The 24608-nt window shown below is 48.4% G+C and carries 20 protein-coding genes; 9 read left to right on the plus strand and 11 right to left on the minus strand.

Features of this window, described 5'->3' with window-relative positions:
- Nucleotides 1-91: 91 nt before the first annotated feature.
- The 9 genes from crcB to BMZ28_RS06530 form a co-directional block, all read right to left on the minus strand.
- Nucleotides 92-478, minus strand: a complete 387-nt coding sequence (gene crcB / locus BMZ28_RS06490; protein ID WP_047781947.1) for a fluoride efflux transporter CrcB — start codon at nt 476-478, stop codon at nt 92-94.
- 634 nt (nt 479-1112) lie between these two features.
- On the minus strand, nt 1113-3107 hold the full coding sequence (tkt, locus tag BMZ28_RS06495) for a transketolase (RefSeq protein WP_074821664.1): 1995 nt from the start codon (nt 3105-3107) through the stop codon (nt 1113-1115).
- Nucleotides 3108-3201: 94 nt separating this feature from the next.
- Nucleotides 3202-4173: a transaldolase gene (tal, locus tag BMZ28_RS06500; RefSeq protein WP_074821666.1), complete on the minus strand. Its 972-nt coding sequence runs from the start codon at nt 4171-4173 to the stop codon at nt 3202-3204.
- Between the two features lie 78 nt (nt 4174-4251).
- A complete protein-coding gene (gene rpiB, locus BMZ28_RS06505; protein WP_074821669.1) occupies nt 4252-4710 on the minus strand; it encodes a ribose 5-phosphate isomerase B in 459 nt (152 codons plus the stop codon).
- A 507-nt stretch (nt 4711-5217) separates the two neighbouring features.
- The gene (locus tag BMZ28_RS06510) at nt 5218-6186 is read right to left on the minus strand and encodes a sugar-binding transcriptional regulator (RefSeq protein ID WP_047781943.1); all 969 of its coding nucleotides are present in this window, start codon (nt 6184-6186) and stop codon (nt 5218-5220) included.
- 461 nt (nt 6187-6647) lie between these two features.
- A complete protein-coding gene (locus BMZ28_RS06515) occupies nt 6648-7604 on the minus strand; it encodes an XdhC family protein (protein WP_074821672.1) in 957 nt (318 codons plus the stop codon).
- A gap of 175 nt (nt 7605-7779) precedes the next feature.
- Entirely contained in the window at nt 7780-9099 is a 1320-nt protein-coding gene (locus tag BMZ28_RS06520; RefSeq protein ID WP_047781941.1) for a c-type cytochrome, read from the minus strand.
- A 113-nt stretch (nt 9100-9212) separates the two neighbouring features.
- A complete protein-coding gene (locus tag BMZ28_RS06525; RefSeq protein WP_047781940.1) occupies nt 9213-11477 on the minus strand; it encodes a xanthine dehydrogenase family protein molybdopterin-binding subunit in 2265 nt (754 codons plus the stop codon).
- Nucleotides 11474-11959: a (2Fe-2S)-binding protein gene (locus BMZ28_RS06530; RefSeq protein ID WP_047781939.1), complete on the minus strand. Its 486-nt coding sequence runs from the start codon at nt 11957-11959 to the stop codon at nt 11474-11476. The genes BMZ28_RS06525 and BMZ28_RS06530 overlap by 4 nt, the downstream gene beginning before the upstream one ends.
- 350 nt (nt 11960-12309) lie before the next feature.
- Here BMZ28_RS06530 and BMZ28_RS17350 point away from each other — a divergent pair, with 350 nt between their 5' ends.
- The 4 genes from BMZ28_RS17350 (at nt 12310) to BMZ28_RS06550 (ending at nt 18136) form a co-directional block, all read left to right on the plus strand.
- Entirely contained in the window at nt 12310-12519 is a 210-nt protein-coding gene (locus tag BMZ28_RS17350; protein WP_373994779.1) for a helix-hairpin-helix domain-containing protein, read from the plus strand.
- Nucleotides 12520-12540: 21 nt separating this feature from the next.
- The gene (locus BMZ28_RS06540; protein ID WP_074821675.1) at nt 12541-13428 is read left to right on the plus strand and encodes a DMT family transporter; all 888 of its coding nucleotides are present in this window, start codon (nt 12541-12543) and stop codon (nt 13426-13428) included.
- Nucleotides 13429-13892: 464 nt separating this feature from the next.
- Complete coding sequence (locus BMZ28_RS06545; protein ID WP_074821678.1) at nt 13893-16706, plus strand: DUF2339 domain-containing protein; 2814 nt, start codon at nt 13893-13895, stop codon at nt 16704-16706.
- The gene (locus BMZ28_RS06550) at nt 16703-18136 is read left to right on the plus strand and encodes a DUF3999 domain-containing protein (RefSeq protein ID WP_074821681.1); all 1434 of its coding nucleotides are present in this window, start codon (nt 16703-16705) and stop codon (nt 18134-18136) included. The genes BMZ28_RS06545 and BMZ28_RS06550 overlap by 4 nt, the downstream gene beginning before the upstream one ends.
- Before the next feature lie 88 nt (nt 18137-18224).
- Here the strand turns inward: BMZ28_RS06550 and BMZ28_RS06555 are convergent, their stop codons facing one another.
- Both BMZ28_RS06555 and BMZ28_RS06560 read right to left on the minus strand, forming a co-directional pair.
- Nucleotides 18225-18647 (minus strand): DUF1622 domain-containing protein, encoded by a 423-nt coding sequence (locus BMZ28_RS06555; RefSeq protein WP_071845508.1) that lies wholly within the window; start codon nt 18645-18647, stop codon nt 18225-18227.
- A 178-nt stretch (nt 18648-18825) separates the two neighbouring features.
- Nucleotides 18826-19095 (minus strand): hypothetical protein, encoded by a 270-nt coding sequence (locus BMZ28_RS06560; RefSeq protein ID WP_047781934.1) that lies wholly within the window; start codon nt 19093-19095, stop codon nt 18826-18828.
- A 431-nt stretch (nt 19096-19526) separates the two neighbouring features.
- On the opposite strand from BMZ28_RS06560, the gene BMZ28_RS06565 reads away from it, so the two are divergent.
- The 5 genes from BMZ28_RS06565 to BMZ28_RS06585 all read left to right on the plus strand — a co-directional run bounded on the left by BMZ28_RS06565 (nt 19527) and on the right by BMZ28_RS06585 (nt 24596).
- Nucleotides 19527-21947 (plus strand): DMSO/selenate family reductase complex A subunit, encoded by a 2421-nt coding sequence (locus BMZ28_RS06565; RefSeq protein ID WP_074821687.1) that lies wholly within the window; start codon nt 19527-19529, stop codon nt 21945-21947.
- 10 nt (nt 21948-21957) lie between these two features.
- Nucleotides 21958-22575, plus strand: coding sequence for a DMSO/selenate family reductase complex B subunit (locus tag BMZ28_RS06570; protein ID WP_047781932.1), 618 nt, complete (start codon nt 21958-21960; stop codon nt 22573-22575).
- Nucleotide 22576: 1 nt separating this feature from the next.
- Nucleotides 22577-23353, plus strand: a complete 777-nt coding sequence (locus tag BMZ28_RS06575; protein ID WP_074821690.1) for a dimethyl sulfoxide reductase anchor subunit family protein — start codon at nt 22577-22579, stop codon at nt 23351-23353.
- A 107-nt stretch (nt 23354-23460) separates the two neighbouring features.
- Nucleotides 23461-24060: a TorD/DmsD family molecular chaperone gene (locus BMZ28_RS06580; RefSeq protein WP_126468092.1), complete on the plus strand. Its 600-nt coding sequence runs from the start codon at nt 23461-23463 to the stop codon at nt 24058-24060.
- Entirely contained in the window at nt 24060-24596 is a 537-nt protein-coding gene (locus tag BMZ28_RS06585) for a 4Fe-4S binding protein (protein ID WP_074821695.1), read from the plus strand. The genes BMZ28_RS06580 and BMZ28_RS06585 overlap by 1 nt, the downstream gene beginning before the upstream one ends.
- The last annotated feature ends 12 nt before the right edge of the window (nt 24597-24608 follow it).

Genomic DNA, 24608 nt, shown 5'->3' on the forward strand with positions numbered 1-24608 from the left:
CTTTACAGAAAAACTGATGTTATATAAAAGCGTTGGGCAGGATAACATCACTAGCAGAAAACATTATTGATAGAGGCCAAAAAAACCAAAATTATTGAGCCTTGAGTAATAGCTGGTAACCAACCGCAACGGCGATCAGACACAGGATAACGTTGAGCAAAATATTCAGCACCGCTTTAAGCCATTCTCCCTGAGTAAACAGAAGCAGCGTATCGAATGAAAAGGTTGAGAAGGTGGTTAACGCCCCGAGAAAACCAACGCCAATTAATGGACGCCAGTGGGGTGAAATTAATGAACCATTGGCCAAGGCTGACATTAGTAACCCCATAATCAGTGAACCACCGACGTTGACCGCGAGAGTGGCATAGGGAAAATTATTGCCAAACCACTGGGTAAACCAATGAGTGATTTGAAAACGGCTGATAGCACCAACGGCACCGCCGAATGCAACAATCATTAATGTGATGCCATGGCTCATTTTTTCTCCCGTAACGCGCTGAATAGGATTGAGTAAATATACTGTTTATTTGAAGTAAGGCATCAGAGTCGGGTCTGAAAGCTAATCGATGCATATTATCCCTCCCTATAGCGTAGAGCAATATTTGGCAGATATTAACCGAGGTTATTGAGGTGATGGGGGAAAGCTGGGCGATGATGTATGAGTACCGTTTGATAAGTACATAAGGTATGACATGGCTGTCAGGGCTTAGGATGTAGCTAAAATCATTTAATTTGAATTCAGTGAATGTTTCGTCCGTAAAGAGAACGCTGGAATATTCGCTTTTCCTTACGGACGAGGGTAATGTTTTTGAGTTCGACGGGCGTCGGGCCTAGGCTTCTTAGGGGCCGTTATGAGACACATTCATGTGTCTCACCCTACGGGCCAGCACGAGTGCTGTTCAAATTTGTTCCTGACAAATTTGTCGGCAGCTAAAGCTGCTACGACCCCAACGGACAACGCCTTAGCGTTGAACAACACTCAGTGTTGGCCCGAAGGGCAGGCTACAGAATGTTGCCTGTAAAACTCTCCCTACGATTGAGTATATTAGGACTTTGTTATCAATCAGAAGCCCCGATATTGATATCGGGGCTCATTACACGTTAAAACAATCTTACTTCAACAACGCACGCGCATGCGTCAGCACGTTATCCACCGTAAAGCCAAACTCAGCAAACAACTGGTCTGCCGGTGCAGATTCGCCGAAGCTGTGCATGCCCACGATGTGGCCATTTAAGCCCACATACTTGAACCAAAAATCGGCAATACCCGCTTCCACGGCCACGCGTGCGCTTACCGCTGACGGCAGCACCGACTCACGGTAGTTCTCATCCTGACGGTCAAACACTTCGGTTGATGGCATGGAAACCACGCGCACCTGACGACCTTCTGCCGTCAGTTTCGCCGCTGCATCAACCGCCAGACTCACTTCAGAGCCAGTGGCAATCAGAATCAGCTCAGGCACTCCAGCGCAATCCTTCAGGATATAGCCGCCCCGCGCCACGTTCGCCAATTGCTCCGCGGTGCGCGGCTGTTGAACCAGATTCTGACGAGAGAAGATAAGCGCACTTGGGCCAGTTAAATGCTCAATGGCATATTTCCACGCCACTGCCGATTCAACCTGGTCACACGGACGCCAGGTGCTCATATTTGGCGTCAGGCGCAAACTAGCCATTTGCTCTACCGGCTGGTGCGTTGGGCCATCTTCACCCAGACCAATGGAGTCATGGGTATAGACAAACACGCTGCGAATTTTCATCAGCGCTGCCATGCGTACCGCATTACGGGCATATTCCATAAACATCAGGAAGGTGGCGCCGTAAGGAATAAATCCGCCGTGTAGCGCAATCCCGTTCATGATGGCCGACATACCAAACTCACGTACGCCGTAATGGATATAGTTACCCGCCAGGTCGTCAACAATTGACTTCGAGCCCGACCACATGGTCAGGTTGCTGGGTGCCAGGTCGGCAGAGCCACCAAGGAATTCCGGTAACACTTTACCAAAGGCTTCCAGGGCATTCTGTGAGGCTTTACGGCTGGCAATGTTGGCTGGGTTAGCCTGAAGCTGTTCAATAAACGTCTGCGCTTCGCTGGCCCAGTTCGCCGGTAGTTCATGATTCACACGACGTTTAAACTCAGCGGCTAAAGCTGGATGGGCGGCCTGATAGGCGGCAAACTGCTTATCCCACTGCTGTTCTTTGGCCTGACCGGCGGCTTTCGCATCCCAGTCGGCATAGATATCCTGAGGAATAACAAACGGCTCATATTTCCAGCCTAATGCTTCACGGGTAGCGGCTACTTCAGCGGCTCCTAACGGTGCGCCATGGCTGTCATGAGTACCGGCTTTATTCGGTGAACCGAAGCCAATCACGGTTTTACACATTAACAGAGAAGGCTTGCCGGTTTCTTTTTGTGCTTGCTCAACCGCCTGACGGATAGCGTCTGCATCATGACCATCAATACCGCGAATCACGTGCCAGCCATAGGCTTCAAAACGCATCGCCGTATCATCGGTAAACCAGCCCTCAACGTGTCCGTCGATAGAGATACCGTTGTCATCATAAAACGCAATCAGTTTGCCCAGCTTCAGGGTCGCTGCCAGTGAGCAAGCTTCATGGGAAACCCCTTCCATCATGCAGCCATCACCCATAAAGGTATAAGTGTAATGGTCGACAATCTCATGGTTTGGACGGTTAAACTGCGCCGCTAAGGTACGTTCAGCAATCGCCATACCCACCGCATTACAGATACCCTGACCCAGCGGGCCGGTAGTGGTTTCTACGCCCGGCGCATAGCCGTATTCCGGATGGCCCGGGGTGCGCGAATGGAGCTGACGGAACTGCTTCAGGTCATCAATAGACAGGTCATAGCCAGTCAGGTGTAGCAGGCTATAAATCAGCATTGAGCCATGGCCGTTGGAAAGTACAAAGCGGTCGCGATTCACCCAGTTAGGGTTGGTTGGATTATGGTTCAGGAAACCGCGCCACAGCACTTCGGCGATATCCGCCATGCCCATTGGGGCACCGGGATGGCCGGAATTGGCCTTTTGCACCGCATCCATACTCAGGGCGCGGATAGCGTTAGCGAGTTCTTTATGAGAAGGCATTATTAACTCCATTGAAATAAGGGATATCAGGATAAATTAAACGTCTTGTTATTATTGAGGGCTATAGTTATATCAGTTTATTTATCCCAAGAAGTTAAATTTTTATCTTATCTGACGACAGACGCGCTGCCAGCATGGTTTCCAGCTTTTGCTGATCGGCGGCAAACAGACGAATACCTTCAGCCAATTTATCCACCGCCATCGGATCCTGATTATACTGCCAGCGAAACTCCGCTTCGGTCATTTTACTGGGGGGATTGAGGACTTCGTTGGTAGGCGCTAACTTTCTGGCTACCGAACCGTTACTCTCCTGTAACTGTTTTAGCAGAGCAGGGGAAATGGTCAGGCGATCGCAACCGGCCAGCGCCAGTATTTGTTCAGTGCGTCGGAAGCTGGCTCCCATAATGACGGTAGGGTAGCGATGCTGTTTATAATATTGGTAGATATGACGAACGGAAACCACGCCAGGATCGGTTTCCGCCTGATAATCAGTGATAGGCTGATTGGCCTGATACCAGTCATAGATGCGGCCAACAAACGGTGAAATTAAATAGACGCCGGCCTCTGCACAGGCTCTGGCCTGCGCAAATGAGAAAAGCAGGGTCAGGTTGCAATGAATCCCTTCGTTTTCCAGCTCTTCCGCTGCGCGAATCCCTTCCCAGGTGGCTGCCAGCTTGATCAATATGCGTGATTTATCGATGCCGGCTTTTTGATAAAGAGAAATCAGCTTACGGGCTTTTGCCACACACATTCCGCGGTCAAACGACAGGCGAGCATCTACTTCGGTTGAAATTCTGCCGGGAATGCTGTTAACGATTTCTGCGCCGATATACACCGCGATCCGATCGCTGGCGTTAATTAACTGCGTGGCTTTATCTCCGCCTTGTGTTTTAGCATCGTTAATTGCGGCATCGATAAGGTGTTGGTATTGGGGGAGTTCGGCGGCTTTTAGAATCAGAGAGGGATTGGTGGTGGCATCTTCCGGTGAAAACTGGCGGATAGAGTCAAGATCGCCACTGTCAGCCACTACCGTGGTGACTTGTTTTAGTGCTTCGAGCTGGTTCATAAGGGATTTCCTTTAATCATATATAAACCGTGATCCCAGCCCACCGTATTCATAGTGAGCCAGGCATAACAGCGCGTGTCAGCCACGCTGCATTTGTTGTTCGTAATAACCGATCTTGTCAACTTTAGGCGCTGAGTTACCACCATCAAATTCGGCATCGAGCCAGTTATCGACAATGGTTTTTGCCAGTTCTAACCCGATGACGCGCGCGCCTAACGAGATAATTTGTGCATCATTGCTTTTTCTTGCTCGTTGAGCCGAGTAGGCATCATGACACTGGGCGGCACGTATACCGGGGACTTTATTGGCGGTGATGCTCATACCGATCCCGGTGCCGCAAATTAGGATCCCGCGTTCATGGGTGCCGGCTTTGATCGCCTGAGCGACTTGCATGGCAATATCTGGATAGATCGTTGGCTCACTTTGCCGATCGCAACTGTAATCAATAACCTTGATGCCTTTCTGTTGTAGATAGCTCACCAGTTGGTTTTTCATCTCAATCGCCGCATCGTCACAGCCGATAGCAATGGGTAACATATTTCACCTCTTTACAGATTAACGGTAATTCGATCGCGTTGCTGCTGCCATGTCACATCGGCTATCTACCGGGTTAAGGAGAGTGAGTCGTGTGATGACTGTTGCCTCAACTACGGCATTGACGCGAAATAAACAACAAAAGTTCAATGACTGTTCTTTTGTTTTATACTCGTGCTTTTCATATGTTAAGTCAATAAACTTATGTTCAGTTTTAGCGTTATTCTGATCGGTTTGTGAGTGCGGTGCTTATTTTAAGTCCTTTTTAGGCCCGTAATAATTAATAAACGGTGTGATTTATACTCGATTTCATCTGATTAATTGCTGATTTGAACAATAGTATTTTTGTTAATCTTATGTTCATTCTGGGCGGTTAACGATTTAGAACCGTGGGCTATCGAAGGAGCCCGATGAGGCTAGGTCATGATGGCGGGGATGAGAGAGTATTCAGCTAAGATGGCGTAAAAAAGAGTATTTACGCCAGTTGAAGCATTAAGATATGGGTGGATATTATTGCTGCTGTAGCATATTCAGAATAGTACGTGCATTGGCCGCGCTGGTGGCAATAATATCAATGGCGCCGGTACGTAATGCGCCAAGAATAGCCAGGGCTTTGGTGCTCTCAGAGGCAATGGCAATCACACAAGGAATTTGGCGCAGCTCTTCAGTGCTGAGGCCGATAACGCGATCGTTCATCACGGTATTGGCCGGTTGGCCTTGAGAATTAAAGAAGTCATAGCCGGCAATTTCACCGGTCACCCCTTGATGCAGACTGGCATCAACGATTTCCTGCGGTGTAAACCAACCCAGCTTAACCATGTAGCTGTTTTCATTCATATCCCCGATGCCAACCAGAGCAATATCGGCTTTTCTTGCCCGATCCAGCGTCTCTTTAATGGTTCCGTTTTGCATAAAGGCTTCTTTTAGCGCACGGTTTTCCACATAGGCGGGGGCATAAAGGGTTTCGCTGGTACCGCCAAATTTTTTGGCCAGACGCCGGCTGATATGGTCAGCGTTAATCGCATCACCGGGGCGATGTGTGCCGCCGATGCCACAGATAAATTTGCAGTTTCTTTCCGGTACGATGCTGACGTGGTCTGCCACCGCGGCAATATTTCGCCCTTGGCCGACCGCCAGTACCGTGTTGTCTTTTAAGTTGGTAGCCAGATAGCCGGAAACCAGTGACGCGACCTGACGCCGCTGTTCATCTTCATCCTGATTATCCAGAGCAATCAATGCGCGCTTTAGACCAAAATGTTCGATCAACTGTTGTTCCAGACGGGTGCTGAATACCGGATGGTAACGTACGGTAATTTCTACAATGCCTTCTGACTTGGCTCGCTTTAATAATCGACCTACTTTAATTCTTGATATGCCGAATTTATGCGCGATCTCTTCCTGAGTCATTTCATCCTGATAATAAGCCACCGCAATTTCTGTCAGTAGTTCATTGTCTTGAGGAACGGTCTGTTTTTCCATTTGTTTATGCCCTTTCAGTCAATCATGCACATTGTGAAGCGTCATGATGATTTATTGCTCAATGACAAAAGCTATCGCATTGAATAATAGCAAGGATTAGAACATTTGTTATGTAGCATGAACAGATAATTTTCATTTGTTCTTTATTCATGGCTTTTATCTTGGCTGGAAAAAGCGATTCAGTTCACGAAAGTCGGGGGATTTGCCAATAAAAAACCGCTAATGGGACGTTTGTCTTTTTTTATTGCATAATTTTTGCTGATATTTTTGAACGAAAGTTTATATTTCGTTCTTTTGTTTGATTGTCGGAGAGAGGTACAGCGGCTACAAAGCTAGCCGCTTGATGAACTCATTACTTAAAGAATGGATAGTTGAACAATAGATAGTTGAACAATAAATAGTTGAACTAACAAATACGGGCTGAGTCAGTTATCCAAAGTAGACTGAATAGGGGGAACAGGTCACATCCCATTCTTGACCCTGACAATATCTGCGACAATGGCGATGCCAATCTCTGCCGGGGTTTTGCTACCAATGGGCAGTCCTATCGGCGCATGAATACGGCTTAGCTGATCTTGAGTCAGTTCGCCGATATCCGTCAGCCGCTGTCGGCGTTTGGCGCTGGTGCGTTCCGATCCCATGACGCCAATATAAAACGCCGGAGTATGAACCGCTTCCATCATGGTTAAGTCATCCATACGTGGATCGTGCGTTAAGGCGACAATCGCGGTATTGGGATGAACCCCGCCCTGTTCGATATATCGAGCAGGAAAAATATCAAGAATAGGCATATCCAGATGAGCAAAGTTTTCCATTACCTCAGGGCGAGGTTCACAGATAATCACTTCAAAACCTAATGCGGCGGCGAACTGGGCGCAGTATTGGCCAACGCTCGACAGACCGGCAATAATAATCCGCGTGACTGCTCCGAGATAAAGAGTGACTTCGTTGTCGTGATGTTCCACTACCGGGCCGGAACCCCGCTGGCAAGGTTCAGGTAACTGGCTGGCGTGGGGAAGCGTTACTCGCTTAACCCACTGGCCTTGTCCTTTGAGGGCATTCTCGATATGCCTTAAGTGGTTAAGGCTTTCTTCCCCAGGTTGTAGGTATTCTACCAATACGTCGATCGAACCGCCGCACGGTAGCGCCACTGACGTTCTTGGTGAACCTGCACCGTAGCGAACGATCTGACTCGGCTGTCTGAATTCTCCGTTGGCAATACGCTCAAGAAAATCGTCTTCAACACAGCCGCCGGATAGCGAACCGCTAAATTGACCAGCAGAAATAGCCGACATCATGGCACCCGGCCCGCGCGGCGATGAACCATAGGTATTGAGTACGGTACAAAGCCATATCGGCTGCTGTTGTTCAATCCAGCCGATGCTACGCTGAATCACTTCGAGTTCCATGTGCTGCATTACGAGTAGCCTGTCAAAAGTTTAAAAGTCGGATAAAACCTATACCAAGATCGGCGTTAACCGTTAATTGGTTAGCGAAAAGCCCGATGATTCGCCGTGCGAATGTTGGCTTAGCCTACGACGACCGGTTCCGTTTTTTATCGGAACCATGTGAAGTGTAGGCTAGCTTATCGGTTTAGTTATCCTTCTCTGTCTCCAGCCTGATTTGTTTCACTCGTTCGGCCAGATCCGGCCACGCCGGCTGTTTGGCAAAATCTTCCCGCAGATAACTTAACAGCGCGACAATTTGCTGATCGTTCATGTTGTAGCGGAAAGCGGGCATATAACCCAATTTGTCGGTTGCCGGTGACTGAATACCGTTAAGAATAATATGAATCATATTATCCGGCGAAGACTCATACAGGTTGCTGTTTAGGGCGATTGATGGCTTAACCCCGTTTAATGCCGGGCCACTATCTTGGTTATGGCAAGCCATACAGGCTCCGGAGAAAATACGCGCTCCTTGAGAGGTTAATGGCTCAATCTGGCTATATGCTTTCAGATTAATATCCGCCGCGGCTTTTTCTCGGTCGCCGTCAGGTATTTTGGTTTCTGAACCTTGAAACGACAGCAGATAGGTCGCGATAGCCATGAGATCGGCATCAGACTGCGCCGATAATCCCTCTTTCACCACCGGTGCCATCGGACCCGCTGCGACACCATGATTAATGGAGAAACCGGTACGCATATACTCAACCAGCTCTTGTTTATTCCAACCTAACGGTGACGGTGAGTGTTGATTTAACGCTGGGGCAATCCAGCCTTCAGCCACGCCGCCGCCCAAATAGTCAGCGCCAGTTTTCTCGGCAAACATCAGATTACGAGGCGTATGGCAGGCACTACAGTGGCCTAAACCTTCGACTAAGTAAGCACCACGATTCCACTCTTCACTTTGCGCGGTATCTGGCTGATAGGCGCCCGGAGAGAGAAACAGCAAGTTCCAGGCCGAGATTCCACGACGAATATTGAACGGAAATGAAAGGTCGGTTTTCGGATTATGACTTTTCACCGCGGTTTGCGACATCAAATAGGCGTACAACGCTTCCAGATCCGCATCGCTGGTTTTAGTAAAGGCGGTATATGGAAAGGCGGGATACAGGTAGTTACCTTCTCGGTCGATACCTTCTCTCATTGCACGCTTAAAGGCGTCAAAGCTCCAGCTACCGATGCCCGTTTCAACATCTGGGGTGATATTGGTGGTGTAAATGGTGCCGAAAGGAATTTCAATTGCTAAACCACCGGTATTGGTCACGCCATCTTTACTGGTATGGCAAACCGCACAATCGCCAGCGTCTGCCAAGAGTTTGCCTCGGGCCACCATTTCATCAGAAAACTTGGCCGGGTTGCTCGCGTTTAACGGCTCAATTTCAGGATGGCTGCTATACCAAAGACCGGCTACGCCGACCACCGCAACGATAGCAACACACCAGCCTAATACACGTTTAAGCCTCATCATTATTTATCCATTTATTTGGCGTTTATCGGTCAACGCTCAGAGTCCAAAAGTCACATGGCGTCCGTCGCTAAGTTAGCTTGACGGACGCGATATTCAGTCCAATTATCGGCTAATTATTTAGCCGCCGCGGCGTTGTCCAGCGCCTGTTTAACCCGGGCAGGGGTAAACGGTACTTGACGCAAACGGACGCCGGTAGCGTCAAACACTGCGTTAGCAATCGCTGCTGCACTGGGTACTGAAGCTGATTCCCCTACGCCCATTGGTGCTTCGGCCTGATTTTCAATCAAATGAATATCAATTTCAGGCAGTTCGTCAAAGCGCAGGATCGGATAACCGCCCCAGTCCAGCGAAGTCACACCAGACTTATCAAAAGTGGTGAACTCTTTAAGCACTCGGCTGGTGGACTGAATAATATTGCCGTGGATCTGATGGCGAACGCCGGCCGGATTCACAATTTGTCCGCAGTCGTGGGAGATAAAGATCTTTTTCGGTTTGATATGGCCGGTTTTACGGTTAACTTCAATATCAATCACCCATGCAGCCCACGCCGCGCCATATCCAGGGAATTTACTGTGGAAGTAGCGGGCATAGGCAAATCCTCTGCCGGTCACAATGTCATCTTGGCTGTTTTTATGGTTAAACGATGGGCCATCAACCCAGTTAGACTGTTTCTTTAATGCTTCAATCAGCGCGATAGCCCGTGGATCTTTCAGGTAGCGTAAACGGTAAGCAATCGGATCCTGTTGTGCCAGATAAGCCAGTTCATCAATCCAGGATTCATGGGCAAAGACGTTAGGTAACGCTGATACACCGCGCATCCATGATGCCCGGACAATCGGGGCGGCATCTTCGGAAACGACGCGCATATTGGGATATTCGTATTGAGGTACCGCGGTACGGTCACCCATTTGCTGAGTCACGGCGGTATTCGCTACAACACCGGTTAAAATCAGCGGCAGTAACGTCGCGCCGTTGGACGGATAACAGGTTTTAAACTCATAGGCACCCACATTATTTTCAGCATCCAGACCGCCGCGGATCTGGATAAGCTGTGCGGTACCTTTAGGCTCCCAGGCATTTTCCTGCTCACGCATCAGTTGAACTCTAACCGGTCGGCCAACTTCACGGGAAAGCAGGGCGGCATTACCGGCTACATCATCCGCGCAGTTGCGGCCATAGCAGCCAGAAGCCTCCATGCGGTGAATATTCACTTTCTCACGATCGCAGGCCAGCAAAGTGACAATATCGTTACGCAGATCGTGTGGATTCTGGGTACCGGACCACACTTCCACTTTATCGGCAGTGACGTCAGCAACCGCACAGGAAGGCCCGATTGAAGCGTGCATATGGTAAGGCCAAACGTAGTCGGCATTTACCACTTTAGTCAGTTTACCCATCGCACCATCGACGCCATCATCTTCTTTCAGCATTCTCGGGCTTTTCGGATGAGCCTTCAGGGTTGCCAACAGATCATCAGGTTCAAGATTCGGTAGCCCAGCCCACTCTTTCCATTTTACTTTTAGCTTACGAGCTGCCTGAATAGCTTGTTCTTCACGTTCGGCGACAACCGCCACAAAGTCTTTAATCACCACGACTTTAACGATGCCGGGTAAGTCGGCAATCGACGATTGATCGACTTCCAGTAAGCAATCACCCAGCGGGGCGGAACTGTCTGCGCCACCGTATGGCGGCAAGATCACTCGACCGTGCAGCATATTGGGTAAGCGAAAATCATGGACAAACGTCAGACCGCCGGTCACCTTGGCCGGAATATCAACGCGGGCAATGGGTTTGCCGATAAACTGGTATTCAGCCGTTGGTTTTAAGGCAATGTCGTTATTTAAGGTGAGATTAAAACTCTCGCCCTTAACCAAATCGCCATAGCTGATTTCACGCTCTGGATTGTCAACGATCTTGATCATTCCGTGTTGGGTCACCAGCTTGTCAACCGGCTGTGCGAAAACAACCGCAGCCTGTTTGAGCAGGAACTGACGTACCTGTGCCGCGGCTTTACGCAGTGGTATCGCGGTAACTTGAATACTGGCGCTGGCAATGGTTGGACCCTGATCGGGAGTACGTAATGTATCGCCCAAAATCATGGTGATTTTTTCAAAAGGGACATACAGCTCATCGGCAATAATCTGCGCCAAAGAGGTGCGAATACCGGTACCTAAATCGACGTGACCACAAAAGACCGTGACCTGACCGTCGGCAGAAATGGCAATAAAGCTATCCACCTGATCGAGGGGAATCTCTTTGCCATGGCCTTTAGCTACGTCGTCCGCCAATGCTTTAAATGGCATAGGCATTGCCACGCTGACCATTAATAGTCCACCGGCCTGAAGTAGCCGACGGCGGGTTATTTCTAACATACTCATGCGGTTTTCCTCTCTGCCAGCAGCGCTTTGGCTTTTTCAGCCGCACTGAGAATTTCCATATGGGTACCGCAACGGCATAGGTTATAGGTCAGCTCTTGCTTAATTTCATCTTCTGAAGCATTAGGATTGCGCTCAAACAGCGCCACCAGCGTCATAATCATGCCGTTGGTGCAGTAACCGCATTGGGCAGCTTGTTCTTCAACAAAAGCCTGCTGTACCGGGTGCATATCCTGCTCGGTACCAATACCTTCAAGGGTAGTGACCTCTTTTTGATAGGCCGCTGACACGGGAGTAATACATGAGCGGGTGGCTACACCATCAATCAATATTGTGCAGGCACCGCATTCACCTAAGCCACAGCCATATTTCGGGCCGTTAAGCATCAGGTCATTGCGTAGTGCGTATAATAATGGGGTGGTTGGCGGGGTATTCTCTAAACGGATCCATTGTCCATTTACTTTTATTGCACGGCTGGAAGCCATTTGGTTCTCCTTGATAAGTCCGATACCGGACCAGATCCAATAATTCTTTTTACTAGTTTGATAATATTTCTTAACAATTTCTTAATAGTTTATCGAAGGCATTAGCCCAATACAATCATGATGAACATACAAAAAGTGCGGCAATCATTGAGAGTGATTGGCGTAGGAGAGATAAATCGTCACGGTACAGGTAGTTAGCCTTAAGTCGCGTTATCAAGGATGTTAATTATCCTTAAATGGCTATCATCTGTATTTATCTGGTACTTGGTCGTATGATGATCCTGTTGTTTTTTTATTCACCTTTTTAATTGTCAGGAGCCATTATGTTTTCCTCCGAGGAAAGATCACGCATGCTTGCCATAAAAGGCGTCGGTGAAACGGTGATTTCCCGACTGGAACAGATTGGTTTTTCATCACTGTCTCAATTGGCTGAGGCTGATACTGGCGATGTCACTAAACAGATTGCGCAAATGATGGGGTCGACCTGTTGGCATAATAGTCCACAGGCGCGGGGGGCTATTCAGGGAATCATTGACCTGGCTAAGTCTATTCAGAACTGAGCTCGTTTATAGGGAGGCATTTTGAAACTCAATCTTTCGGCAGTGATTGCTCTCATTGTTCTTACCTGCATTTGGAGCTATAGCTGGATTGTAATGAAATCTGGGCTGCCTTATGTCGGTGCATTTGATTTTGCGGCCATGCGCTGTGCGTTAGGGGCCGTATTACTGTTGGTTGTCTTAAAGTTGCGTAATCGCGGTATGAAGCCTCCTCCCCTTGTTCCAACGTTTATGATTGGGGTATTACAAACCGCAGGCATGGTGGGTTTTTCCCAGTGGGCGCTGGTGAGCGGTGGTGCTGGTAAAGTGGCTATCTTGACCTATACCATGCCGTTTTGGGTGATTTTGCTGGCGGCTCTTTTTCTTAATGAACGCCTGAGTAAGCTGCAATACTGGGCAACGGGTATTGCGATAGGCGGCATGATATTTATTCTGCAGCCGTGGAATACTGATGGTTCGATGATGGCCTCGATACTGGCGTTACTTTCTGGCTTAAGCTGGGGAGCCAGCGTGATTATCGCTAAGCGGCTGTATATTCGTAACCCAACCGATCTGTTGTCTTTAACGACCTGGCAGATGGTAATGGGGGCGATAGTATTAACGGTTATCGCGCTATTCACTCACTCTAAACCCATTATCTGGCACCCTTATTTGTGGGGCGGGCTGGCTTATACGGCGGTACTGGGAACGGCTATTGCCTGGATCTTGTGGATGTTTATCCTGAAAAATTTGCCTGCGGCGATTGCGGGGCTGGGAACGCTGGCGGTTCCGGTTTTAGGTGCGTTGCTATCGTGGGTGCTATTGGGAGAACGACCTAATGCTCCGGAATTGGTTGGGATTGTTTTGGTGGTATTGGCATTGGTGATATTGAGTTTACCAAAACATCGGAGCGGTAGGGCCACTGAGAAATGATGTTTTATTAAAGTTATTTAATTCTCTTTGTTTCTGGTGTTGTATTTAACTATTAACTCACACGTTGGTTGAGATGAGTTTTAGCTGGTTAATTCCGGTTGTGTAGGATGAGTAGACTGAAGGTTTGTTCGTTAGGTTTAATGACAGCGAATGTTTCGTCCACTATGAGTACAGAGTATAAATCAACGTGAGCGCACGTGGCCGAGCAGAGGGCGTGCTCCCTCACTCAGTTGTCGGCTAAATTCCAGCGCTCAATAGAAAGGGCAAAAGATAAAACTCACTGCTCGCATTTTCTTAATTGAACAGAGAATGAATTTAGTGGTATCAGTAAAGACGAAAATTTACCTATTTCATAGAACGTTACAATTATATTGTCACTTTAGCTAACAGTTTACGCTTCCATTTGTAGACGATATCTGGGATTCCTGTAAAACTGGTCTAACCTTTATTCAGGATGAATAGATATGGATGGATTGATAGCATTTGGGTTTCTTATTCTTGTTGCGATAATTGCGGCACCGATTATTGCATTGGTGGCATTGAGTCGTAGCAATCAAGCTAAATATGCGATTTCTCAGCTCAAGCAGCAGGTTGAGGAACTGCAGAAGAAACTGGCGAATGCACAATATAAGGACGAGGCAGCTGAGCCATTGGCTCCGGCACCGATTGAAGCCTTAGTGACTGAAGAACCGGTGGCTCCACCGCCAGAAAGCGGTTCTTTTACGGCGGCTAATGCCTATTCTATTCCTCAGTCACAGTTTGAAGCTGAGGTTATCTCTTCCAGCATTGCACCAATGGTGATTGAGCCTGTTCCTCAGACCAGCACCACTCAAACTACAGCCCCGCAAGAATCCTTTACGCCTGCTACCGATAGCAGCAACGATGAGGTTAAAGCTGCGTCGAACAAGGTCGTGACACCTTCAACCTCTGTAGCGAAAAGTACCGATAACGATCTGTTCTCAGGGTTGATTCATTGGTTCTTTAAAGAGAATCCCGTTGCTAAGTTAGGCATCTTGCTGCTGTTTTTCGGCTTAGCCTATTTGATGAAATATACCATCGATCGAGATATGTTCCCGATTGAATTGCGTTTAGCCAGTGCAGCGTTAATCAGTATTGTGCTTTTAGGACTGGGTTGGCGTTTACGCCATAAGCAGCCGCTGTACGGATTGATATTACAGGGCGGTGCCGTTGGTGCGCTGTATATCACGGTATTTGCCGCGTTCAGGCTCTATCTGCTATTGCCACATATGTTTGCTTTTGGCCTGATGCTGCTCATCTGCGCCGCCAGCGTTGGTTTAGCGGTATTACAGCGAGCGCTAAGCTTGGCGATGTTGGCCAGCATTGGTGGGTATTTATCACCAATTCTATTATCAACCGGCAGTGCGAATCATGTCGGTTTATTCTCTTATTACCTGCTGATTTCCAGCGGTATTTTAGTCATTGCTGTTTGGCAATCGTGGCGGGTGTTAAACCTGCTGGGATTTGTGTTTACATTCGGTGTGGCAACAATTTGGGGAATGGAATATTACCGCCCTGAATATTACCTCTCTTGCCAGCTATTTTTACTGGCTAACCTGATTCTATTTAGTCTGTTGGCCGAACTGTTTGCGGTAAAAAATCGTATTCAACAGCATATGGCTATCGACGGCACATTGTTGTTTGGCCCACCGCTGATTGGCTTTGCTATGCAGTATGCCATAACCTCCCATTGGGCATTTGGCCCCGCCTTCTCCGCGCTGGGTTTTGGGCTGATCTATTTGGTGATTACCTGGGGTACGCTGCGACGATTCCCGCTGGATGGCAAGCGCATTGCTACAGGCTATTTGGCGCTGGGTGGCTGTTTCGTCACGCTGGCGATTCCGTTAGCCCTGTCAGCCCAATGGACCGCACTGGCATGGTCACTGGAAGGCTTGGGGATTCTATGGTTTGGTCTGCTACAGAACCAGCGTCGTCTAAGCTGGAGCGGTAGCGCATTGTTGGTGCTGGCTCTGGGGTCTCAACTGGTTGCCTATACCGATTATCTCTGGGGGATCTCGCTGGTATTGGTACTGCCGGTGGTTTTCCTGTGCTTTATTAGCGCAGGTGCGCTGTGGCGCCATTACAAACCACAACACAGCCCGTGGCAGGTATTAAGCCTGGGCATGCTGATGGTCGGTATTGCGGTTTGGGGCTGGTGGTTGGCGGAGATGCCGGCTTATTTCTATATGCGTACCTACGATTTGCAACCGGTGCTGCTATCGCTGCTCGGCTTTAGTCTCTCAGTGTGGATATGGCGTCAAGCCGGACAGCGCTTAGACTGGCGGGAACTGAAGCAAACCGTGTGGCTATTATGGCCGGTAGCCAGTTTTATTTTGTTAATCCAATTGCAGGGTAGTTCGCATCCTTTGGAAATGGGATGGTGGAACCTGAGCTGGTTGTCGGTGATTGTCTCTGCCGCTTTTTTACTGTTCAAGGATGCGTCAAAACTGTTACCAATGATATTGGAGAAAGGTGCTCATTTGCTGTTGTTCTGGCTGGTATTGATATTGGCTGGTAGTGAAATCCTCTGGCGTATTAGTGAGTTGTCATGGGGAATGAGCGAGTGGCGCTTCTACCTGTTTATGTGCAGTCTGTCGCTGGTTATTCTGCTGTTGTGGATAGCAGAGCGCCGTCAGGCTTGGCCAATAAAAACGCATGGTGACGTTTATTGGTTGGGATGTATTCCTTTGGTTTTATCGATGATGATTATGCTATTGACCGGCAATATGATGGATGGACAGATGGTCAATTGGACCTATGTTCCGTTGGTGAATCCGTTAGAAGAAGCGGCGATTTTTGGCATATTGATGCTGGCCGTTTGGTTGCGTCGTACTTCGTCACTGATGGGACAGTTTGCCCCGCAATTTGATGTGTTAGTGCATTGGATTATTTGGGCAATAGCCGCATGGTGGTTGAACGGTATGCTACTACGAGCGCTGGCCTATTATGCCGATGTGCCATGGTGGCTTAATAGTTTGTGGGCATCAAGATTGATTCAGGCGACGTTTGCCATTGTTTGGACGCTGATTGCGCTGGTCTGTATGATTTATTCAACTCGCATCGCTCGTAGAACGCTTTGGTTTACGGGGGCAGCAGTGTTAGGTGTGGTGATTGTTAAACTATTTTTGGTCGATAGTGCTCAGGGTGGCGGTCTGGCCCGGGCTATCGCGTTTATTGGGGTCGCGATATTGTTATTAGTGGTGGGATACGTTTCGCCTCTGCCTCCCCGGCCGTCGATTGAGCAGGAGTCAAAGGCATGATGTGGTTAAAGGATATAAAAAATTCAACGTTTAATTCGGGCGTGGCGCTGGGGATATTATGCCTGTTCAGCCTATCACCGGTTTACGCAGAATCACCTGAGCTGACGCCGCAGGATTTTTATCATGGGGCAGAGCTGGAAACGACGGAGGCTTTTCCTTTTTACCGCGTAACGCTGCCGGAAGAGGTTTATCGCGAAAGCGTCAAACCCGATCTGAGTGATATGCGGGTGTTTAACAGCTCGGGGCAGGCTGTGACGTTTTCGCTATCGCCGGTTGAACAATCCAGCGTTGAAATGCGGGAGAGTCCATTACGGATTTTCCCGCTGAAAATGAGCGTGGATAAGCCAGATGGCAGCTATCAAGGGGAAAGAATTACTCTAAAGTCAGCTGACGGTGTGGAGATTAAGATTTCTCAGGATGAGAAGAGTGAATTAGCCACTTCTTATCTGCTACAGGTAGAAGGAGAACAGGAAAATCAGAACCTCAACCAGATTGTTCTGAACTGGGCACAGTCGAAACATAATTGGCAAGCCCACGTGACGGTATTTAGCAGCCGTGATTTAAAAAGCTGGCATAAACAGGCGGATAACGCTCCGCTGATGGATCTGGCTTCCGGCAGCGATCGATTATTGCTCAACCATATCGATATTGATGATAACTACAATAGCAAACGAGCTCGTTATTGGTTGCTGGTGATTAATAGCGATGGTCAGTCATCTGCGCCGATAATCACTAAAGCCAACAGTATTGCTATTATTCGCGACCAGCGGACTGAGACGGTTGATTTACCTTTCAACGCCAAAGCGGTATCGAAAATCGAAGTGGAATACGTTTTGGATCGTCCACAGCCGCTGACGACACTATCGATTGTTCCTGAACAGAAAAATACGGTGTTGCCGATTAGCATTGAGTATCGTACCAGTCATGATGACCAGTGGCATTGGTTGATGAATACGGTGGTGTATCAGCTTGATGGTGAAACTGGATATCGGGTTTCTGAGCCGCTGTCATTAAATCAAAAGCTAGTGCAGGGGATACGCATTAAGGCGATTAACGGCAACTGGGGCGAACAACCGCCGACCATGACGGGAACCCGCAATCAGATCGATGTGATCTTTAATGCTCAGGGGAGTTCGCCTTATTTACTGGCCTGGGGATCGCATCAGGCACCAGCGGCGACAATGATGATTGAACAGTTGATTCCGGCAAGCGCTATACCAAAAAGCGGATTGAATGATTTGCCAAGAGCTCACGTTGGATCGGTGATGGTCTTGGGGGGAGAACAGCGTTTGACGGCGACGTCATCGGCGGAGCAGGCCAGTCAGTGGCAAAAATGGCTACTGTGGGGGTTATTGATTGTTGGGGTAATTGGTCTGGCGCTGATTGTGGTTAAGTTGGCGCGAGAAGTGATGGGATCTCGCCCTCAATAGTTTAAGCATAACCGACCTGAACTCGGAGCAAAGGCGCTGATTTTAGCGCCTTTGCTCGGTCATTAAACTTAACATGATAAAATCATGTTTATTTATCCGCTTTCTCTTCTTCCGGCTTTATCTCATCTTTAACGATATTATCTATAATCACGATCTCTGGCGTGGTGACTTTATTTACCGCTTCCGAGCGGGCAGACAGTTCGCTGATCTCCCGATTCAGGAAAAAGGACAGAACAGTACGAATCAGCACAACAGAACCTAAAACGATCAGTTCTCTGTAGCTTGGCTCCAGAATGGTTTTTAAGATATCAGCGGCAATCAGTATTTCCAGGCCTAATAGCAGGTAGGAACCTAATGTGGTGCGAACGGTAGTGAGTGCGGTGAGGGGCGAAGCATCACGTTTTATCTCACCCCGTAGAAAGTTGATGATCGCAATCAGTGCGCCATAAGAAATGATTAATATACTAATAACGCTAAGGATATTAGCAATAAGGTTAAGCATGTTGACCATAATAGTGTCCCTGTAGATGGTGAAATCCTGAGCCGCCTACAATCCTTCTTCTTAAGGTTAGCTCACTCATAAGGATCGCATGAATTAGTTTTTCAATATAGCTGTCAATATTCCCGGTTATTGGCAGGGGAAATAGCAACGCTTTGGGATTTGATTTTTCCGCGTAGTGGTAAATTTCTCAGGTAATCATGGTCAGATGAAAGAGCTTGCCCTTGAGCACTTCTTCCGGTGCCGTGATGATCTTGATATCCATCACTTTCAGCATATAGCCCGCAGTGAGCGTGATGTGGGGCGCATTTTTATTGTTGTAGCGCATTTTAAACAATTCATGCATATCGTCTTTCCGCATCACCAGCAGCAGTTTGTCCGACGGAATTCGACCGTATTGTAAAAAGATATCCTCTTTTTTGCGCTGAATACCTTCAATAAGCTGTTCGAGTAGAGGCATGATGGTTCTCTGAGCAATGGCTGCCATTGTTCAAAAATAGCACTATTTTAGGTGCTGATAAATAGCGCGGTAGTCTCTGTGTGGTCATCCCAAACGGTTAGGTGATTGACGCCGATTATTCTCCGGTTATCCATTGGCTTGATTTTTAATCAGCTTCTGTTCCCTTCGCCATAAATACCAATAATTAGACGTCATCAGATTTATTTAGCATAAAAATAAATTTCATATTATTCAGCTTGTTAATTTATTTTCTGACTATGTGCAGTGATACTTTGGGCATGGATTTAACAAATAAGATGCCATTCTCGAATTTTGCGAAATGCCGTTGATATAGATCAGTAAGGGTATGCGGAGTTAATTGTAATATCAGTAAGCATAATAAATAAAAATCTTTTATATTTCTTATTGTTATTACCACGAGGGTAATGTCGATGCACACTAAAAAAGTATCTCACCTTGGCGAGGTGACACGACGGGAGTTTCTTCAAACTTCTGTAGCAGCGACGGGAGCAGTGGCGGTGGCGAGTTCAATTACGCTACCGTTTACTGCCAGCGCAACACCAACGTCTGACTCTTCTTCTGCGGAAACCATTAAATACAGTGCCTGTCTGGTTAACTGCGGTAGCCGTTGCCCACTTAAAGTGCACGTTAAAGATGGAGTCATTACCAAGATTGCTAATGAGTCAATCTATGACGACTCAACATTCGGTGAACACCAAATTCGTCCTTGCTTACGCGGGCGCTCAGTACGCTGGAAAACCTACAATCCGGATCGAGTTAAGTATCCGATGCTGCGTACCGGCAAGCGTGGCGAAGGTAAATTCAAACGTATCAGTTGGGATGAAGCTACAACTATTCTGGCTGAGAAGCTGAAATATACCGTTGAGAAATACGGCAATGAGGCGATCTATTATCAATATGGCTCCGGTTCGACCGGTGCGAACTTACAGGGACGCAATGCCTGTAAACGCTTGCTGAATTTATACGGTGGTTTCCTGGAGCAGCATGGCACCTATTCCACCGCTCAGATTAATACCGTTTTCCCTTACGTGTACGGCGGCGCGCCTGAAAGCTTGCTGTCGGAGATCAAAAACTCCGATTTGGTGGTGATGTTTGGTCATAACCTGGCGGAAACGCGGATGTCAGGCGGTGGTCAATTTTATGAAACCCTGAATGCCCTTAAGCAGAGTAAAGCCCGGGTAATCATTATCGATCCGCGCCGCACCGATAGCGTTACCACGCTGGATGCCGAATGGATCCCGATTTATCCGGGAACTGACGGTGCGCTGGTGGCCGCCATTGGCTATACGCTGATCAAAGAAAACCTGACCAATGAAGATTTTCTTAAGCAGTATTGTGTCGGCTGGGACGAGTCTACGCTGCCGGATTCAGCACCGAGAAACGCGTCCTATAAAGATTATCTGCTGGGTAATGGCCCGGACAATACCGCGAAAACTCCCGAGTGGGCCAGTGAGATTACCGGTATTTCAGCGGATCGCATTATGCAGTTGGCGCGTGAAATCGCTACGGCAAAAGCGGCCTGGATTTCTCAAGGCTGGGGGCTACAGCGTACGGCCAACGGTGAACAGGCTGCTCGTGCGGTGATGATGGTTCCACTGATGACCGGTCAGATTGGGCGCCCAGGCACCAACACTGGCGGGTGGGGCGGTAACGTTAAATACGCGGTTCAAGGCTTTAGCCTGCCGAACCCGGTGAAAACGGTTATCCCTTGCTTTATGTGGACTGATGCCATTACCCGTGGCACGGAAATGACTGCGAAAAATGCTCACGTGAAGGGGAAAGATAAGCTAGAAACCAACATTAAGTTCTTATGGAACTATGCCAGCAACGTGTTAATGAATCAGCATTCTGATACCAATAAAACCCACACGATTTTGCAGGATGAATCGCTATGTGAGTTTATTTTGGTATGGGAAAACCATATGACCGCTACGGCGAAATATGCCGACCTGCTGTTGCCTGATGTGACCAGCGTAGAGTCTAACGATTTAATTGATAACTCTTACGCCAGCGGTGCTTATCACTACTTTGTACGTATGCAAAATACCATTGAGCCGTTATGGGAGTGCCGTCAGTCTTATGATGTGCTGGCTGAAGTGGCTGAGAAACTGGGCATCGGTGATAAGTTTACCGAAGGCCGCACTCATGAGCAGTGGATCGAGTATTGCTATAACAAGATGCGTGAGAAGAACCCAGCCCTGCCGACGTTTGCCGATACCAACGATAAAGGCATTATCGATCGGGTGCTGGCGGACAGCAGTAAGCACATTGCGTTGAAAGCGTTCCGTGACGATCCGCAGGCTAATCCACTCAAAACGCCATCAGGTAAAATTGAGATTTACTCTGAGGCGCTGGCGACGATTGGCGCAATCTGGGATCTGGCCGAAGGGGATCGTATTCCAGCGGTAGCTGAATATTGCCCATCGTTTGAAGGGGTGCAGGATAGCGAGAAGAAAAAGACCTATCCGCTACAAATGATCGGTTTCCACGATAAGGGGCATACCCACTCAACTTACTACTCGGTACCGATGCTGCGTGAAGCTGTACCGCATATGGTGTGGATGAATCCGGTTGATGCACAGGTTCGAGGCCTGAAGCAGGGGGATATGGCGGAGATCTTTAACGATCGCGGTCGTATTCGCATTCCAGTTAGAGTGACTGCCCGTATTTTACCTGGCGTTATTGGTGTACCGCAGGGGGCGTGGCGCAATACCAATGCTGAAGGTGTGGATGTCGGCGGGTGTATCAATACCCTGACGACTCAGCGTCCTTCTCCACTGGCGAAAGGCAACCCGCAACACACTAACCTGGTTGAAGTACAACCTGCATAAGGAGATAGTGATGAAACAGTATGGTTTTTATGTAGATAGCTCCAAATGCACCGGTTGTAAGACCTGCCAGATTAGCTGTAAGGATGAAAAAGACCTACAGCTGGGGCCAAAATTACGTCGGGTGTATGAGTACGGCGGCGGTACCTGGGCGAAGCAAGGTAATGTCTGGACCCAAAACGTGTTCAGCTATTATTTGTCTATCGCCTGTAACCATTGTGCGGAACCCACCTGCGTCGCTGGTTGCCCGACCGGAGCCATGCATAAGCGAGCAGAAGATGGTTTAGTGGTGGTGAATCAGGACATCTGCGTTGGCTGTCGTTACTGCGAAATGCGCTGCCCTTATGGTGCTCCGCAGTTTGATGCCACTAAGCAAGTGATGACCAAGTGTGATGGTTGCTATGCGCGTGTGGCTCAGGGACAGAAGCCGGTTTGCGTTGAGTCTTGTCCGCAGCGAGCGTTGGACTTTGATGAAATTGGTTTACTGCGTGAGAAGTATGGTCATGAAGATGGTGTAGCGCCATTGCCCGATCCGTCATTAACTAAGCCGAGTTTGGTGATTAAGGCGCATCAAGATGCCAAACCAAACGGTGATACATCCGGCTATATTCAGAATCCGGCGGAGGTGTAAGATGCATGAATTACCATTGGTATTTTTTACCGTTTTAGGACAAAGCGCCGTCGGCATCTTCCTGCTGGCCTTTATTAGCTATCAGCTAAAACTGAGCGATGGGGAGCAGCTGAAGCGCGCTAATCTGCTGGCGTTTGTGCTGATGGCAATCGGTCTGGCTATTGGTATTCTCCATTTAGGGCAGATTTTCCGGGCACCGAATATGCTGGCCGGATTAGGCCGCTCACCAATGAGTAATGAAATTGTGTTGTGCGGCGCTTTCTTTGCGCTGGTTTGCGGCACTATTTTCTTCTCTTATCTGAAAAAACATAGCGGTTTTGCGCGGGTATGTAACGTCGCGGCGATTCTGGTTGGTCTGGTATTTGTTTGGTCAATTATTCAGGTTTACCAACTGAAAACCGTGGCAAGCTGGGATAGCCTGCATACTTCGCTACAAATGTGGCTAACGGTGTTAGTTGGCGGCGGTGCCTGTGCCGTGCTGGCTGGGGTACGTAAAACTGGTGCGATTGCGCTGTCGATTGGCGTGGTGATCAGCCTGATTGCTAAGCCTGACTATATCGACTTTGTCAGTCATACCGACCCAATGCTTTCTTCTCAGCAAACCCTGTTCTGGGCAGTACAGACCTTCTGTCTGGCCGTGGGGCTGTTGATGGCAGTGGTGGCACTGGTTAAGCGCGAGGGATCCTCCGCACTGCTGGCGTTATGCGCCGGTGCCGTGGTGATTGGTGAGCTGTCTGCGCGTATTGCCTTCTATAACTTGTGGGCAATACCGATGTAATCTCCGCCATACTTCAATTTGTAACTTGAACTATGTGGAGATAGGCCGTATCTGACTGGCCGGGTTTTCTGGTCAGTCAGTTCTGATATATTTTGAGAGGCTTTACCGTGACGCTACTGAATACCACCATTCCCCGAATTATTGGCGCCTGCTTTTATTATCCTCCTTATTCAAACAGCTTTAGTCAGTTAACGGGCGCTTTATCCGAGCTGGCCGATCTGTTTCCATGGCCGCAGCCGGCGCTGATTCGCCAGCATGCAGAGCAAATATCACAGGTTGATCTGGCATTACTGGATTATGACTATTCGGTGTTGTTTGAAGGGCAGGGGGAAATGCCTGCTCCGCCATGGAGTTCGGTTTATTTGGAGCAGGACAACCTGCTGATGGGGGAGTCAACTCAACGCTATCGCGAGTTTCTGTTGAGCAATGGCGTGGTAACTGATACGGAAAATCCAGAGCCAGATGACCAGTTTGGTTTGATGCTGATGGCCTTTGCCTACCTGCTAGAGTCGGATAAATCTCAGGCAGCGATAGAGCTGTTAAGTCAATATATCCTGCCGTGGGCCGGACGTTATTTGCAGTTAGTTAGCCAATATGACAGCGGCCAGCGGTTTTATCCTTTGTTGGCACAAATTGCAGATATCTATTTGCAAACGTTGCAGCAGCAGCTTGATTTAAATGAGAAACCAACGGACTTGTATCTGTAATGAAAGATGAGCGTTTCTATAAAGCCTATATGGAACATCGAACCGTCAGCCGACGGGGGCTGTTTCGTGGCTTATTAAAGGGAGCGCAAGTCACGCCAGAGATTCAGCACGAAGATAACATCAAAGCCGAAGTGATTCGTCCTCCCGGCGCGGTAGCTGAAGTACTATTTCGTCAGGCCTGTACCGGCTGTGGCGAATGCGTATCCGCCTGTCCTGAGTCGCTGATTGTATTAAATGAACAACGGCCGGAGATCGATTTTCTGGCGAATTACTGCACCCGCTGTGAAGCCTGTATTCAGGCCTGCCCAATCGGCGTACTGCAAAAAAATACCTTTAATATTCATGCTCGTCCGACGCTAAATCATGCCTGTCAGAATAGCTATATGTACTGCGATAGCTGCGTTGAGCGCTGTAGTAAAAACGCGATTCGCTGGCAAAGTGGACTTTCGCCGCAGATATTAACCGAGGCGTGTGATGGCTGCGCCGAATGTGCGTTTGTTTGCCCGGTAAAAGCGCTGGAGATGGTGCTGAGTTAGTGGCTTAAGCTT

Origin of the sequence: Pragia fontium DSM 5563 = ATCC 49100, from assembly GCF_900112475.1 — a bacterium.
GTDB lineage: Bacteria > Pseudomonadota > Gammaproteobacteria > Enterobacterales > Enterobacteriaceae > Pragia > Pragia fontium.